Source organism: Streptococcus sp. 3874 (genome assembly GCF_013276425.1).
In the GTDB taxonomy this organism is placed as follows: Bacteria; Bacillota; Bacilli; order Lactobacillales; family Streptococcaceae; genus Streptococcus; species Streptococcus pseudopneumoniae.
The window spans coordinates 1-12446 of the sequence record NZ_VMLA01000082.1; the positions used below are offsets into that span (position 1 = coordinate 1).

The following is a 12446-nucleotide window of genomic DNA, read 5'->3' on the forward strand; positions in this document are numbered from 1 at the left end:
TTGCAGATGGAAGCTGACGCAGTTTGAAGAGATTTTCGAAGAGTATCAACCACCATAAAAGAGGCAGACAAATCCACCTCTTATTTACCTAGTTCTTGTGTTCGTTTGTAGGCTTGACCAACTGCATCCATGACCGTTCCTCGAAAAGCATGCGCTTCTAGGCTCGCTACACCAGCGATAGTCGAACCGCCTGGGCTGCAAACTTGGTCTTTCAAAACTCCAGGATGTTGCTGACTTTCAAGGACCAATTGTCCAGCTCCTACCACAGTTTGAGCTGCCATTTTCAATGCTGTTTCTCGTGGCAATCCAGTCTGAACACCTGCATCTGCCAAGGCCTCGATAAAAAGATAGACAAAGGCTGGTCCACAACCTGCAAGACCTGTCGCTGCATCTATTAAGCTTTCTCCAAGTTCAACCAAAAGACCAGCCTTGGCTAAAAGCTGACAAAAGAGCTCACTGTCCTCAGCCCTGCAATTAGGAGACAAGGCATAACTAATCACTCCTTGACCAATAGAAGCAGGGGTATTTGGCATCATACGAATAATTCTGTGTTGATTTGGAAGAAGACTAGCGAGTTTTTCCAAGGTCAATCCAGCTGCCATGGAAATCAAAAGAAGACTTTCTCGTTTTTCAAGGATGGTCTGATATTGAGAAAGTAAGTCTGAGAACTGAGCTGGCTTAACACCTAGAAAAATCACATCTGCTTCTGCAAAAATTTCTTCATTGCTGGAAGCCTGACCACCAAAGTCTGCAATGAAAGCATCTACCTTAGCTTGACTACGATTGGCAAGAAGAATGTCATCACACGTCTTGGCCTGCAAAACAGCCTTAGCCAAACTAGCCCCCATATTCCCCAAACCGATAAATCCAATCTTCATCTCTTACTCCCTTATCTGCCCATCACCAGCAACCACATACTTGTAGCTGGTCAACTCTTTCAAGCCCATGGGACCACGCGCATGCAATTTCTGAGTAGAAATTCCCATCTCACATCCAAGACCAAATTGTCCACCATCGGTAAAACGAGTTGAGGCATTGACATAGACAGCTGCAGAGTCCACTTGATCTGTAAAGTAAGCTGCAGCTTCAGCATTTTCCGTTACAATGGCATCTGAATGATGGGTACTATGGGCTTCAATATGGGCAACCGCTTCTTCTAAACTGCTCACAACCTTAACAGCTAAGACATAGTCTAAAAACTCGGTGTCAAAGTCTTGTGCCTCAGCTGCTTGACCTGAAAGAAACTGACTGGCTTTCTCATCCAAGCGGAATTGAATTGGTTCCAACCCAGCTTCTTTTCGATCTGCAACCAGCACTTGCTCCAAGCGAGGAAGGAAGCTTGCTGCCTTGTCTTCATGAACCAGCAGAACCTCCATGGCATTGCAAACAGAGGGACGACTGGTTTTAGCATTGTTGATGATAGACAGCGCCTTGTCTTCGTCTGCATCCTTATCCACATAGACATGGACAATCCCAGTCCCTGTCTCGATAACAGGTACAATCGCATTCTCAACCACTGCATTGATCAAGCCAGCTCCTCCACGAGGAATGAGGAGGTCTAGATAGCCCTTGGCCTTCATCATAGCATAACTACTTTCATGGCTAGTATCTTCCACCAGTTGAATCACATTTGGGTGAATAGTAGTCGTCTCCAAGCCCTTCTTCAAGGCTGTGACAATGGCATGGGTTGTTTGATAGGCATCCTTACCACTACGAAGAACAACCGCATTTCCACTCTTAAGAGTCAAAGCAGCCGCATCAGACGTCACATTTGGACGGCTTTCATAGATAATACCGATGACACCCATAGCTACACGTTTTTTTGTGATAACCAAACCATTTTCAAGCTGACTTGTTTCTAAAACTTCACCGATTGGATCTGGGAAGGCAACCACTTCACGAATTCCTCTTGCCATCGCTTCTATACGATCTGCATCCAAATAAAGACGATCCAACATCACATCTGAGATTTTCCCCTTAGCCGCTGCCATATCGAGGGCATTAGCCGCTAAAATTTCCTCAGTAGCAGCCACTAAGTGATCAGCCATGGCTAGCAAGGCTTGGTTTTTCACTTCTTCACTAGCTGTGTTAATCGATTTTTTAACAGCCTGTACCTGTTCAAATTGTTCTTGTCTACTCACCATAGTTTACCTCTAAAATTCTGTAAAAAGTAGTTGGATTTCAGGAGTAATGGAAATCCAGTCGTCACGGTAAATCAAGACACCCTTGGCTTTTTGAGAACGCAACATATCCTCCAAAGCAGATGCTCCAAATTGCACGCGTCCTTTTCCAAGTGATTTTCCACTTTCCTTATCAAATACTGTCACGATATCACCGTAAGAAAAGGCGCCTTCTGCTTCAACGATACCAGATAAGAGAAGACTCTTTCCATGTTGAGAGAGAGCTTCCGCAGCCCCTTTATCAACCCAAATAGAACCTTGACTCTGAGCATAAAAGGCCAGCCATTGTTTCTGGGTACGAAGCCCCTTCTCTTGCGCAACAAAGTAGGAACCATCCTTGGTCTCCTCAGCCGCTTCAATCATAGCATCTGACTTCAAGGATGAGCAGATATAAACAGGAACACCCGATTCTGTCGCAATAGTTGCAGCTTTGATTTTGGTTAACATGCCCCCAGTTCCGTTTGACGAACCAGCTCCACCGGCCATATCGATAATCTCACGATTGATAGTCTCGATTTGCTCCAAACGTTTGGCTCTTGGATCTGAATTAGGATTTCCTGTATAGAGACCATCTACGTCTGTCAAGAGGATCAAAAGGTCTGCTTGGACCATGGCCGCCACCTGTGCACTCAGAGTATCATTGTCCCCAACCTTGAGCTCATCAATAACAACACTATCATTCTCATTGATGATAGGAATCGCCCCACGGCTAAGTAAAACCGACAAAGCCTGATGGGCATTTTTATAACGACGCTTATCTACAAAGTCATCCTGGGTTAGCAAGATTTGTGCAGAAACGATTTGGCGCAAGAGAAGATTGGTCGTGTATTCTTCCAACAAAAGCCCTTGTCCTACCGCTGCTGAAGCCTGTTTATCAGCAATTTTAGTCGGACGCTTTTTAAATCCTAAGGCTCCAAAACCAGCCGCAATGGCACCTGAAGACACCAAAATCAACTCATGACCAGCCTCGTGCAGCATAGCCAACTGCTGGGTAATATCCTTTACCTTACTACGTGATAAACTTCCATCCTCATTTGTCAGAGAAGAAGTACCCACCTTAAAGACAATCCGTTTGTATTTCATAGTCTCACTCCGATTATTCATATTTATCCATTATAACATGAATAACAGGAAATAGAAAAGAGTTGATAGGAAAAAGAAGGCCCTAAAACCTTCTTTTCTACTACTGTTCTGATTCCGATTTGTTTACACTCGTTTCAGAGCTTTGTGAAGTTGAGGATGTCAAATCTTGACTAGTTGAAGAATTTGTAACACTTTCATGTTGACTCGTTTCTTTATTTTCAAGATCCTTTTTCACTACTTCTTTGGATTCTTTTATTTCTGAATGACTTGTAGTTTTAATTGTAGCAGATTTCTCGATCGGAACATCCACTAACCAGGCACCACTTGAATCCACAGTATAGCCTTCTGGTGTCTTACCATTCACAAGTAATTGACCATTTTCTTTCAAGAAGTACCATTTATCCTTGTCTTTAATCCAACCTATAGCTCGTGAACCATCTGTCTTGTAGAAATACCAATCATTTGCCTTTTTAAGCCAGCCTTGCTTCATAGCTCCTGATTCTTCTAGATAGTAATGATGTCCAGCAACTTCTATCTCACCTGTCTTCATGATACCAGTAGAATCCATATAGTACCAGGCTTCTTTATCTTTTACCCAGCCCGTTTTCATTTCCCCTGATGGAGCAAAGTAATACCATTGCCCCTTATATTGAAGCCAACCTGTCTTCATAGAGCCATCAACATCCAAATAATACCACTGCTCTTTATCTTGAATCCAACCAATTTCCATCTGGTTTTCTTTGTTAAAATAATACCAGATTCCAGCGATTTTCTTCCAATTTTTAGCAGCAACACCAGAGTTTGTCAAATAGAACCAACGATTGTTCCATTTTTTCCATTGATTCTGTAATAAGATACCCGTTTGGTTAAAGTAATACCATTCACCCTTAATTTCATTCCAACCGACAGCATATTCTCCTGTAGAATCAGGCGCTTGATACCACCAGTTTCCATATGAACTCTTATGCCAACCAGCTTGAAAACTTGGAATAGGCTTGTAGGAAGTTGAAATGTTTACTAAACCGTCTTGTCGAATATCAAAAACTGTTGCATCATAGTCTTTGCTGGCTGCGTTGATTCTCTCAATTCCTCGTTCTTTGAGCCAATTAACATACTCACTATCAACACCATTTTTCCAAGGTAGACTATCCGAAGTTTGAACAATCAAACTCGGACTCAAATTTTTAATAAAATCCTTGGTATTTGATTTGTTGGTATCATGGTGATGATTAAACTTCATCAAATCAACTTTTCCAATGAGAGGTCCATACTTATCTTCCGCTCCATGCACATTATCTAAGTCGCCCCCAAGGTAAATTTTCTTACCATTGACTTTTACTACGCTAATCAAGGAATTGGAATTATCATCCCAAATTTTCTTTAATTCACCTGATGAATCTGTTTCATTTTCATAATTATATAGTTGAATATCCATGTCTCCAAACTGAAAATGAGCATCTCCTTGTGTGATATTTTGAATAACTGAAACACCTTTTTCAGCAGCAGTCTTTAAAACCTTATCATAGCCATACAGATTATCCCAAAGACGTTCAGGCTTAGTAATACGATTATCACTATATTTCTTAAGATAGACTCGGTCAACTGGATAGGTAGACAGTAATTCATCAACATTTCCAATATGGTCACTGTGGGTATGGGTTACCAAAATAAAATCAAGTTTTTGGACACCCAATTCCTTCAAACGACGAAAGACACGGTCTGTTAGAACATGCTTATAAGTTGTATTGATACCCTGTCTCCATGGATAACGAGAATCACTTCCATCTGGGAAATCATAATCTTCTCCTGTATCCACCATGGCAAAATGTCCATTGCTTTCAAGAATAATCGCATCACTGCCACCTTCATGAACATTTATAAAGTGGATTTTATTTCCTGAACTTTCTTGAGCTTGAACATTTCCATACCATGACAAGCCTAAAAAAGCGCCTGCAAGTGCTAAACTAGTTAATTTCTTTTTCATTCTTACTTCCTCAATCTCTCCAATGTTTCCTTAAAAATTGCTGGGATATCTGCTGTAAATTCTAAGGTCTCACCTGTTCTCGGATGAGTAAAACCTAGAGTCTTGGCATGAAGAAATTGTCCATGCCCCTTAAGTGTCTTACGAGGACCATAGACTTCATCCCCAGCAACTGGATGACCGATATAAGCCATGTGGACACGAATCTGATGGGTACGCCCTGTCTCTAGTTGCAACTCCACTAAGCTATAATCGCCAAAGCGTTCCAAGACGTGGAAACGAGTTACTGCAGGTTTCCCTTTAGCAGTCACAGCCTGTTTCTTACGATCTTTTTCACTCCGGCCAATCGGTGCTTCAATCACACCGCGATCATTGGGCAAATTTCCATGAACAATCGCCCAATATTTGCGGAGAGACTTTTTATCCTTGAGTTCTTGGGCAAGTGCTAGATGCGCCTCATCATTTTTAGCAATCATAAGAAGACCTGACGTATCCTTATCAATACGATGAACAATTCCTGGACGCAGAACCCCATTGATACCCGACAAGTCCTTAATATGATACATAAGGGCATTTACTAGGGTTCCACTAGTATGACCAGCACTCGGATGCACAACCATTCCCTGAGGTTTGTTGACAACAGCCACATCCTCATCTTGGTAGATGATTTCTAGCGGAAGATCCTCAGCCACATACTCTAAAACCTCTGGTTCTGGCACATGGTAAGTGACGACATCGCCCTCTTGGACAGTGTATTTAGCTTTCTTGACTTGGCCATTGACCAAGACCTGGCCTGATTTGATTTGTTCATTCGCGAGACTACGTGATAATTCTGTCAAATCTGACAAAGCCTTATCTAAACGCAGGCCACCAGTTTCAATTTTAATTTCCATTTATTTCCTCTTTTAGCATTGCAATCAATAAAATAATCACTCCAACAGTCAGATAGCTATCTGCCACATTGAAAATTGCAAAATTGATAAAGTCAAGGTGAAACATATCCACAACAAAGCCCTGACTGACCCTGTCAATAAAGTTTCCAAGACCACCCGCGATTATCAGAGTCAAACCCAAGACCATCCAGAATGAGTCCTCCATGTGCTTATGTAGATACCAAATGGCACCTACCACGACGACCAGGGTAATGACAGCGAATAACAACTGCTGATCTTGTAAGATAGAAAAGGCTGCCCCTCGATTTTGCAGGTAGGTCAAGCTAACGAAATTGGGAATCCAGGAGCGCACTTCACCCAGTGGAATCTGTTGGACGATATAGGATTTAACTAACTGATCCAGCGCAATCAAAAGCAGTACAATGACTGCCACTATTCCTCTTTTTTTCATGATTTCCTCTTCTGATTAAAATATTCTTGCATGACTTCTACGAAAAGAGTTCCAGCTTGACTCAGCTCCACTTCTTCACGTTTAACATAGACCATGCGGTTATCTAGGTTATCCTTGAGACGAATAACTGTGATGCCATTCACACTGTCACTATCTAAAAATCCGGAACCTGTTGCATAAGCGTCCGTCCGCTCCAAAATACCATTCAAAGTAGCACGGTCTGTCACATTAAACATCTGCGAGCTCGCGCTGGTATCAACAAAGTTCTCTGAATAATAAAGATACTCGTCTTTCTCTTGCGTGAAACGAACCGTTGGTAGATCCGCTAAATCCTCCATGACCAATTCCTCTTTCTGAGCTAAAGGATGCCCCTCACGGAGATAAATATGGGTATGGAAGGGAATTAGTTCAATAACCTCTAGGCCTAACTTTTCAACCCGTTGCATAATCCCTTTTTTATTTTGATTATTGAGGTAGATAATCCCAATCTCACTGTGACCTTGCGCTACTTCGTCTAAAATTTGAACAGTAGTTGATTCAAAAATACGGAAGTTCTTATAATCAGGATAGCGCTCTGAAAAGGCCGTAATGGTTGGTGGCAAGAAGTCATAGTGCTGACTGGCAATGGAAAATTCATCCTTTTCTTCCTCAGGATGGGCATACTGATTTTGAAAAATATCAAATCCTTTAACCAATTCTTGCGCTTTTTCATAGAATTCCATACCACGACGAGTCAAGAAAGTCCCTGAGCTGGTCCGACGGAAAATCTTAAAACCCAATTCTTTTTCCAAATCACGAACAGAAATAGACAGACTCGGCTGACTAACATACATCTTTTCAGCAGCTTCACGAAAAGTACCGCTATTGGCAATGGCCACAACATAGCGTAATTGTTGAATGTTCATCTTCTACCTCCAACTTCTTTATCTTTTCATTATACCATATTTTAGAAGTTTTCCAAAAAGGAAAAAAGAACATCCTATTCTTCTTAACCTTCTTAACTATCTTCACTATCTGCCTTTCTCAAGCCAACCTTATTTTCAAAATCAATTCAAAAAATAACTGGATACACACCACTCCAATATCGAAAAGAAAAACGTTGACTATTTGTGAAAAAAGAAAATGCCGGAAAGTTCCGACATTTTTTAGTAAGCTAACTTCCTGAAAATAGGAGTAACCATACATTCCAGAAGGCAGTGATATTGATGAGAATATGAACTAGTATTGGATAGTAGAGATTTTTTGTCATGCGATACAGTAGAGCTAAAATGAGACCTCCACTAGCATAAATGAAAAAAGCAAGAGGAGTTAAAGCAAAATTGATATGAATATAACCGAAAATAATAGCAGAAAGCAAGACATCTCCGTACCAAGGCGAGTTTTTGAAAAAGGTTGTCATAAGCACACCGCGATAAATCAATTCCTCAGCAATAGGGCCGATGAAGCAAGCCATGAGCAAGAAATAGGGTAATTCCTGTCTCCCTATCATTTCTATCGTTTCATTCAAAGAAATTTGATTTGAAGACGAGGGTATGAAATAAGACAAGAGGACGTCAGACATATACAAAATGATGTAACCCAGTAAAAGGTAGATAAAGTGCCTCAGCTGCCATTTGAAATGAAAAGTCTTCTTTCCTGCAAAAACTAGTAGATAGATGACCGCTAATAAAAGACCTCCACTCTCCATCCAAAGCAGAATCTGAAAAAATTCACGACTTGCTGGTAGATAGGGCTTTGCGAGGTGATTGAAAATTCCCCAAAACCAAGTTGATTTGTAAAAAATTAAGGATAATGCTAGTAAAATCTGAATAATCCGTTTTTTCATATTAAATCCTCTGTTTTCTCCATATTCCTAATAAATTTTACTTAAAATCTCGCAGGACTTCCTTTGCAAAGATGATTGCCTCCTCCAATATATCCTAAATCATAGGTTCCTCTGGGACAAAATCCATGAACCGGCATAGTTAATACCGGCTCTATTTGCCAAGGAAAATAACCATTAGGTTCTTTTCCATAGGGATCTGCTCCACCTTGTATCAGCTCTAATTCTTCATTTGTTAGATTTATATTTTTTGTCATTAAAATCATGATATATTTCCTCCGTTATTGTTTAGATTAGTTGAGTAATCTGATACTCATACCTACTTACAAAAAACTATTATATTAAGTTGGTTTTTTAATTTGTCTAGTTGCAACGTTGACAAGTTTAGTATAACATATCTTGGCCAAATATCCTCTTCAAATCATGAATTGTCATCAAAACGTCCTAAACTGCAAAATCAATTAGCTCCTGTCCCTTTGACCGTCATCTTCTCCAAAATATGTTATAATAATACCAAAAGATAAAGAAGGAAGACCTATGATTAAACTACTAGCCTTGGATATGGACGGAACCCTCCTCGATGAAGCCAAGGAAATTCCACAAGCTCACATTACTGCTATTCACCAAGCTATTGAAAAAGGTGTCAAATTGGTTCTTTGTACGGGTCGCCCGCTTTTCGGTGTCCTCCCCTACTACAAAAAACTGGGGCTTGGCCTCCAGAATGAGTATGTGATTGTTAACAATGGTTGCTCAACTCACCAGACAAGTGACTGGGGACTAGTTGACTGGCAAGAACTTAGTCCAGCAGACATCGAATACCTCTATGATCTAGCTGAAAAAAGTGATGTTCAGTTGACTCTTTTTGATGAGAAACATTATTTCGTCCTCGGTGGCAAGCCTAATCAAGTCATCCAGAATGATGCCGACCTAGTCTTTTCAGACTTGACTGAAATTTCCCTTGAGGAAGCGACTAGTGGTAAATATCGTATGTTCCAAGGCATGTTTTTGGGCAACGAAGAACAAACAGACGATTTTGAGCAGCGTTTTGCTGAGGAACTCTGCCAACGATTCAGTGGAGTTCGTTCGCAGCCTGTCATTTATGAAGCTATGCCACTTGGAACGACCAAGGCTACCGCTCTTTCACGATTAGCAGAGATTTTGAAGATTGATTCCTCAGAGATTATGGCCATGGGCGATGCTAATAACGATATCGAAATGCTCCAGTTTGCAGGGATGGGCATTGCAATGGGAAATGCAAGCGATTATGTCAAATCTCTTGCGGATGCCGTTACAGCAAGCAACGAAGAAGACGGTGTTGCGCGTACCATTGAGAAATATATTCTATAAATCTCGTAGCGGAGCAAATGTCTCTGATCAAACTGGACACTACGAATCCTTAATCAATCCAGAATTGACCTATATGGGTTTGGCAGCCTTTGAAAACCCTGTTACTCAAAATGGATGGATTACCGTTGCACAAAGTTTCGGAACATCATCTGGTGGCTCTGAAGAATTAGCTGGTGGTTATGGAAAAGCCATTCAATACATAGAAGCCTACTCTTCTCAGATTCAAACATTTGCGACTAAGGCGAATCTTTTTGACAAAAATTTGAAGGCTATCGGAACTCATAAAATCAAAAATGAAAATAAGAGTACAACGAATAATTCCTACAATTTCTTTAACCAAATGCAAGAAGTAGGTAAAAGTATGGGTTTTTGGCGACAAGCTGGCTCGCGTTGGTAGTTTATGCAACTTGATGGGATCTTACCCTTACAATCAGTGGGCAAAATTAGATAATATCTGGTATCGCTTCGATAGTTCAGTCTGGATGCAAGCAGGTTGGTTGAAAGACGGTGAGACTTGGTACTATCTCGACGGTTCAGGTGCTATGAAAACAGGCTGGATGAAGGTATCTGGCAAATGGTACTATGCTTATAGCTCTGGTGCTCTAGCAATCAATACGACTACACCAGACGGTTACCGTGTTAATTACAATGGGGAATGGGTAGGATGGTTTAACTACAACAAAAATACTCTATACTATCTCACAGTGAGTAGTCTTCACTTTCAAATAGTATAGAGATTTTTATTTACCTAGTATAGCTCTTATCTTAGGTGTTTATAACAAACTGAAACAAGAGTGGGACAAAAGAGCCTCGTAAAAGGTATTGCAACTTGGTAATACCTTTTTGAGGTGCTTTTTGATATGAGCACATGTCTTCTCAATAGGATTGTACTCAGGTGAGTAGGGAGGAAGGGGTAAAAGTTTATGCCCAAACTCTTCACACAAGAATTCTATCCTAGCTATTCTATTGGAATCTTGCATTATCCATAATAATAACTGAGGGTGTGGTTAATGTTGGTAAGAGAAATTTCTGAAACCATGCTTCAAAAAAGTCGCTCGTCATCGTCTCTTCGTAGGTCATTGGAGCGATTAAGTCACCATTTGTTAGACCTGCAACCAAAGAAATCCCCTGATATCTTCTTCCAGAGACTTTACCTCCTATTAACTGACCCTTTGATGAGCGACCATATTCTCGATAAAAGTAAGTATCGAATCCTGTTTCATCAATATAAACAGGTGCTAAGTGCTTTAAACTATTAAAATTCTTAAGAAATAAGGCTACTTTTTCTGGGTCTTGTTCATAGATAGTATAGTACTTTATGGTTACCGAACAAGTCTAATGAAAAAATTCTGATGATAGTTCTAAATCTCAATAACCGCTTGGGTTCCATGATCCAACTCCAGCAAGACATCTATACTTGTATAGAAAATCCTGCCCTGAATAAGGAGATGTAAATATTTCTTTCCTCCAAAATGGTCATAGTTTTGCTGGCTTTTACAAATACCTTTACATCGTTTTACTATATCTTACAATACCTTTTAAAACAGCTATATTTTGAGCTTTTAAATAAATGTTTTTACATCATTTTACAGAGATTTACGACACTTTTGCCCCTTTTTTGCCCCCTGTTTTTTAAAAAACTTCATCAAAACTCTTGACTTTATCGGTATACCGTGATATAATATAATCAAGATAAGGAAAGGGGGTGATGAAATTGAACAAAGAAGATTGGCTTAGGTTACTTGAAAAGGTAATAGACAATATTCCTGAAACGGTAACTGCTATCGCAAGTCTAGTGACCGCAATAACGGTCGCAAGGCAAAACAAAAAGCGTAAACCGAAATCCCGTCAAAGAAAAAGGTAAACGCTAAGAGGTTGGGGCGAAAGCCCCTCACACCTCTATTTTATCAAATGAAAAGAGGAAATGCAATGGTCAGCGCAATAGCTATTTTTATAATTGCAATCAATGTATATATTTATCTAAAAAACAAAAAGGACAAATAAGATGAGAAAAGTTATTCAAGAATTGCTAGACAGTTCGATGTCTACATCTACTATTTCGCAAGGTGCTGGAGTTCCATGGACTACTGTTTCTGATCTCAGAAAAGGAAAAACAAGCATGGACAAAATGGCACTTCTCACAGCGGAAAAACTTTATGAATTTGCTACAACTGATAAGCAGTGATTTCGGTCACTGTTTTTTATTTTTAACAAAACACCGTTTTTGACAATAATACACCACGATTTCCTCTCCATATTCTTCATGTAAACGCTTTTTTGAACAATAGGATTGTGATTTTGCTTTCTAATCGTTCAAAATATGTGTTTTTGCACAATAAAAAAACCGCAAGCCTGAGCCTGCGGTTGGTGTAATCTATTTTGAAGCCTTTCTATTTAGTCGTAATCAAGCCGTCTGGCTCCACTGCGAACTCTGGCTTATCTGCCATTGTTCCGTCTGCATTGAGGTAGTACCATCCTGTTCCGTCTGCGGACTGGACGAAGGCGTTTGAAACCATGGCACCTTCTTTACCGTCTAAGTAGTACCAAGTCTCCTTGTACTTGACCCATCCTGTCTTCATAGCGCCCTCTACGTCGAAATAATACCACTTCTCAGCGATTTTCTTCCAGCCTGTCGCCATTTCGCCTGAGTTATCAAACCAGTACCAGTTGCCATCTGTGTGCTTCTTCC

At 40.4% G+C, this 12446-nt stretch carries 12 protein-coding genes and 4 pseudogenes; 5 read left to right on the forward strand and 11 right to left on the reverse strand.

Features of this window, described 5'->3' with window-relative positions; translation table 11 throughout:
* Positions 1 to 80: 80 nt before the first annotated feature.
* From proC to HT703_RS08455, 7 genes are all read right to left on the reverse strand, one after another.
* Positions 81 to 878, reverse strand: a complete 798-nt coding sequence (gene proC, locus HT703_RS08425) for a pyrroline-5-carboxylate reductase (protein ID WP_023936955.1) — start codon at positions 876 to 878, stop codon at positions 81 to 83.
* Positions 879 to 881: 3 nt separating this feature from the next.
* Positions 882 to 2144, reverse strand: coding sequence for a glutamate-5-semialdehyde dehydrogenase (locus HT703_RS08430; protein WP_023936957.1), 1263 nt, complete (start codon positions 2142 to 2144; stop codon positions 882 to 884).
* A 9-nt stretch (positions 2145 to 2153) separates the two neighbouring features.
* Positions 2154 to 3263 (reverse strand): glutamate 5-kinase, encoded by a 1110-nt coding sequence (proB, locus tag HT703_RS08435; protein ID WP_000875755.1) that lies wholly within the window; start codon positions 3261 to 3263, stop codon positions 2154 to 2156.
* Between the two features lie 100 nt (positions 3264 to 3363).
* A complete protein-coding gene (cbpE, locus tag HT703_RS08440) occupies positions 3364 to 5247 on the reverse strand; it encodes a phosphorylcholine esterase CbpE (protein ID WP_000728244.1) in 1884 nt (627 codons plus the stop codon).
* Between the two features lie 2 nt (positions 5248 to 5249).
* On the reverse strand, positions 5250 to 6137 hold the full coding sequence (locus HT703_RS08445) for an RluA family pseudouridine synthase (protein WP_000403212.1): 888 nt from the start codon (positions 6135 to 6137) through the stop codon (positions 5250 to 5252).
* Entirely contained in the window at positions 6127 to 6588 is a 462-nt protein-coding gene (gene lspA / locus HT703_RS08450) for a signal peptidase II (protein ID WP_000745672.1), read from the reverse strand. Before lspA ends, HT703_RS08445 begins: the two co-directional genes overlap by 11 nt.
* Positions 6585 to 7493 (reverse strand): LysR family transcriptional regulator, encoded by a 909-nt coding sequence (locus HT703_RS08455; RefSeq protein WP_001025687.1) that lies wholly within the window; start codon positions 7491 to 7493, stop codon positions 6585 to 6587. The genes lspA and HT703_RS08455 overlap by 4 nt, the downstream gene beginning before the upstream one ends.
* Here HT703_RS08455 and HT703_RS08460 point away from each other — a divergent pair.
* Positions 7486 to 7691 (forward strand): annotated as a pseudogene (locus HT703_RS08460) (AraC family transcriptional regulator). The gene HT703_RS08455 and the pseudogene HT703_RS08460 overlap by 8 nt on opposite strands.
* A gap of 50 nt (positions 7692 to 7741) precedes the next feature.
* On the opposite strand, the gene HT703_RS08465 reads toward HT703_RS08460, so the two are convergent.
* Together HT703_RS08465 and HT703_RS08470 are read right to left on the reverse strand one after the other, a co-directional pair.
* Positions 7742 to 8413, reverse strand: a complete 672-nt coding sequence (locus HT703_RS08465; protein ID WP_000746011.1) for a CPBP family intramembrane glutamic endopeptidase — start codon at positions 8411 to 8413, stop codon at positions 7742 to 7744.
* A 41-nt stretch (positions 8414 to 8454) separates the two neighbouring features.
* Positions 8455 to 8676 (reverse strand): SP_0924 family bacteriocin-like peptide, encoded by a 222-nt coding sequence (locus tag HT703_RS08470; RefSeq protein ID WP_000602445.1) that lies wholly within the window; start codon positions 8674 to 8676, stop codon positions 8455 to 8457.
* Between the two features lie 271 nt (positions 8677 to 8947).
* Between HT703_RS08470 and HT703_RS08475 the strand changes: the two genes are divergently transcribed.
* Complete coding sequence (locus HT703_RS08475; RefSeq protein ID WP_000593560.1) at positions 8948 to 9757, forward strand: HAD family hydrolase; 810 nt, start codon at positions 8948 to 8950, stop codon at positions 9755 to 9757.
* Positions 9756 to 10419 (forward strand): annotated as a pseudogene (locus tag HT703_RS12180) (choline-binding protein C); the annotation flags it as partial. The gene HT703_RS08475 and the pseudogene HT703_RS12180, both read left to right, overlap by 2 nt.
* Before the next feature lie 111 nt (positions 10420 to 10530).
* Here the strand turns inward: HT703_RS12180 and HT703_RS08490 are convergent.
* Positions 10531 to 11065: pseudogene (locus HT703_RS08490) on the reverse strand (transposase); the annotation flags it as partial.
* Positions 11066 to 11465: 400 nt separating this feature from the next.
* Here HT703_RS08490 and HT703_RS08495 point away from each other — a divergent pair.
* Together HT703_RS08495 and HT703_RS08500 are read left to right on the forward strand one after the other, a co-directional pair.
* Complete coding sequence (locus HT703_RS08495) at positions 11466 to 11621, forward strand: hypothetical protein (protein WP_000773440.1); 156 nt, start codon at positions 11466 to 11468, stop codon at positions 11619 to 11621.
* Between the two features lie 141 nt (positions 11622 to 11762).
* Positions 11763 to 11942: a hypothetical protein gene (locus HT703_RS08500; protein ID WP_001233346.1), complete on the forward strand. Its 180-nt coding sequence runs from the start codon at positions 11763 to 11765 to the stop codon at positions 11940 to 11942.
* 205 nt (positions 11943 to 12147) lie between these two features.
* Here HT703_RS08500 and HT703_RS08505 read toward each other — a convergent pair.
* A pseudogene (locus HT703_RS08505) lies at positions 12148 to 12446 on the reverse strand (autolysin); the annotation flags it as partial.

Coding starts and splice junctions, on each gene's coding strand:
- cbpE (WP_000728244.1), bottom strand. CDS start 5,247: ATGAAAAAGAAATTAACTAGTTTAGCACTTGCAGGCGCTTTTTTAGGC.
- HT703_RS08430 (WP_023936957.1), bottom strand. CDS start 2,144: ATGGTGAGTAGACAAGAACAATTTGAACAGGTACAGGCTGTTAAAAAA.
- lspA (WP_000745672.1), bottom strand. CDS start 6,588: ATGAAAAAAAGAGGAATAGTGGCAGTCATTGTACTGCTTTTGATTGCG.
- HT703_RS08495 (WP_000773440.1), top strand. CDS start 11,466: ATGAAATTGAACAAAGAAGATTGGCTTAGGTTACTTGAAAAGGTAATA.
- proB (WP_000875755.1), bottom strand. CDS start 3,263: ATGAAATACAAACGGATTGTCTTTAAGGTGGGTACTTCTTCTCTGACA.
- HT703_RS08500 (WP_001233346.1), top strand. CDS start 11,763: ATGAGAAAAGTTATTCAAGAATTGCTAGACAGTTCGATGTCTACATCT.
- HT703_RS08445 (WP_000403212.1), bottom strand. CDS start 6,137: ATGGAAATTAAAATTGAAACTGGTGGCCTGCGTTTAGATAAGGCTTTG.
- HT703_RS08455 (WP_001025687.1), bottom strand. CDS start 7,493: ATGAACATTCAACAATTACGCTATGTTGTGGCCATTGCCAATAGCGGT.
- HT703_RS08465 (WP_000746011.1), bottom strand. CDS start 8,413: ATGAAAAAACGGATTATTCAGATTTTACTAGCATTATCCTTAATTTTT.
- HT703_RS08475 (WP_000593560.1), top strand. CDS start 8,948: ATGATTAAACTACTAGCCTTGGATATGGACGGAACCCTCCTCGATGAA.
- proC (WP_023936955.1), bottom strand. CDS start 878: ATGAAGATTGGATTTATCGGTTTGGGGAATATGGGGGCTAGTTTGGCT.
- HT703_RS08470 (WP_000602445.1), bottom strand. CDS start 8,676: ATGATTTTAATGACAAAAAATATAAATCTAACAAATGAAGAATTAGAG.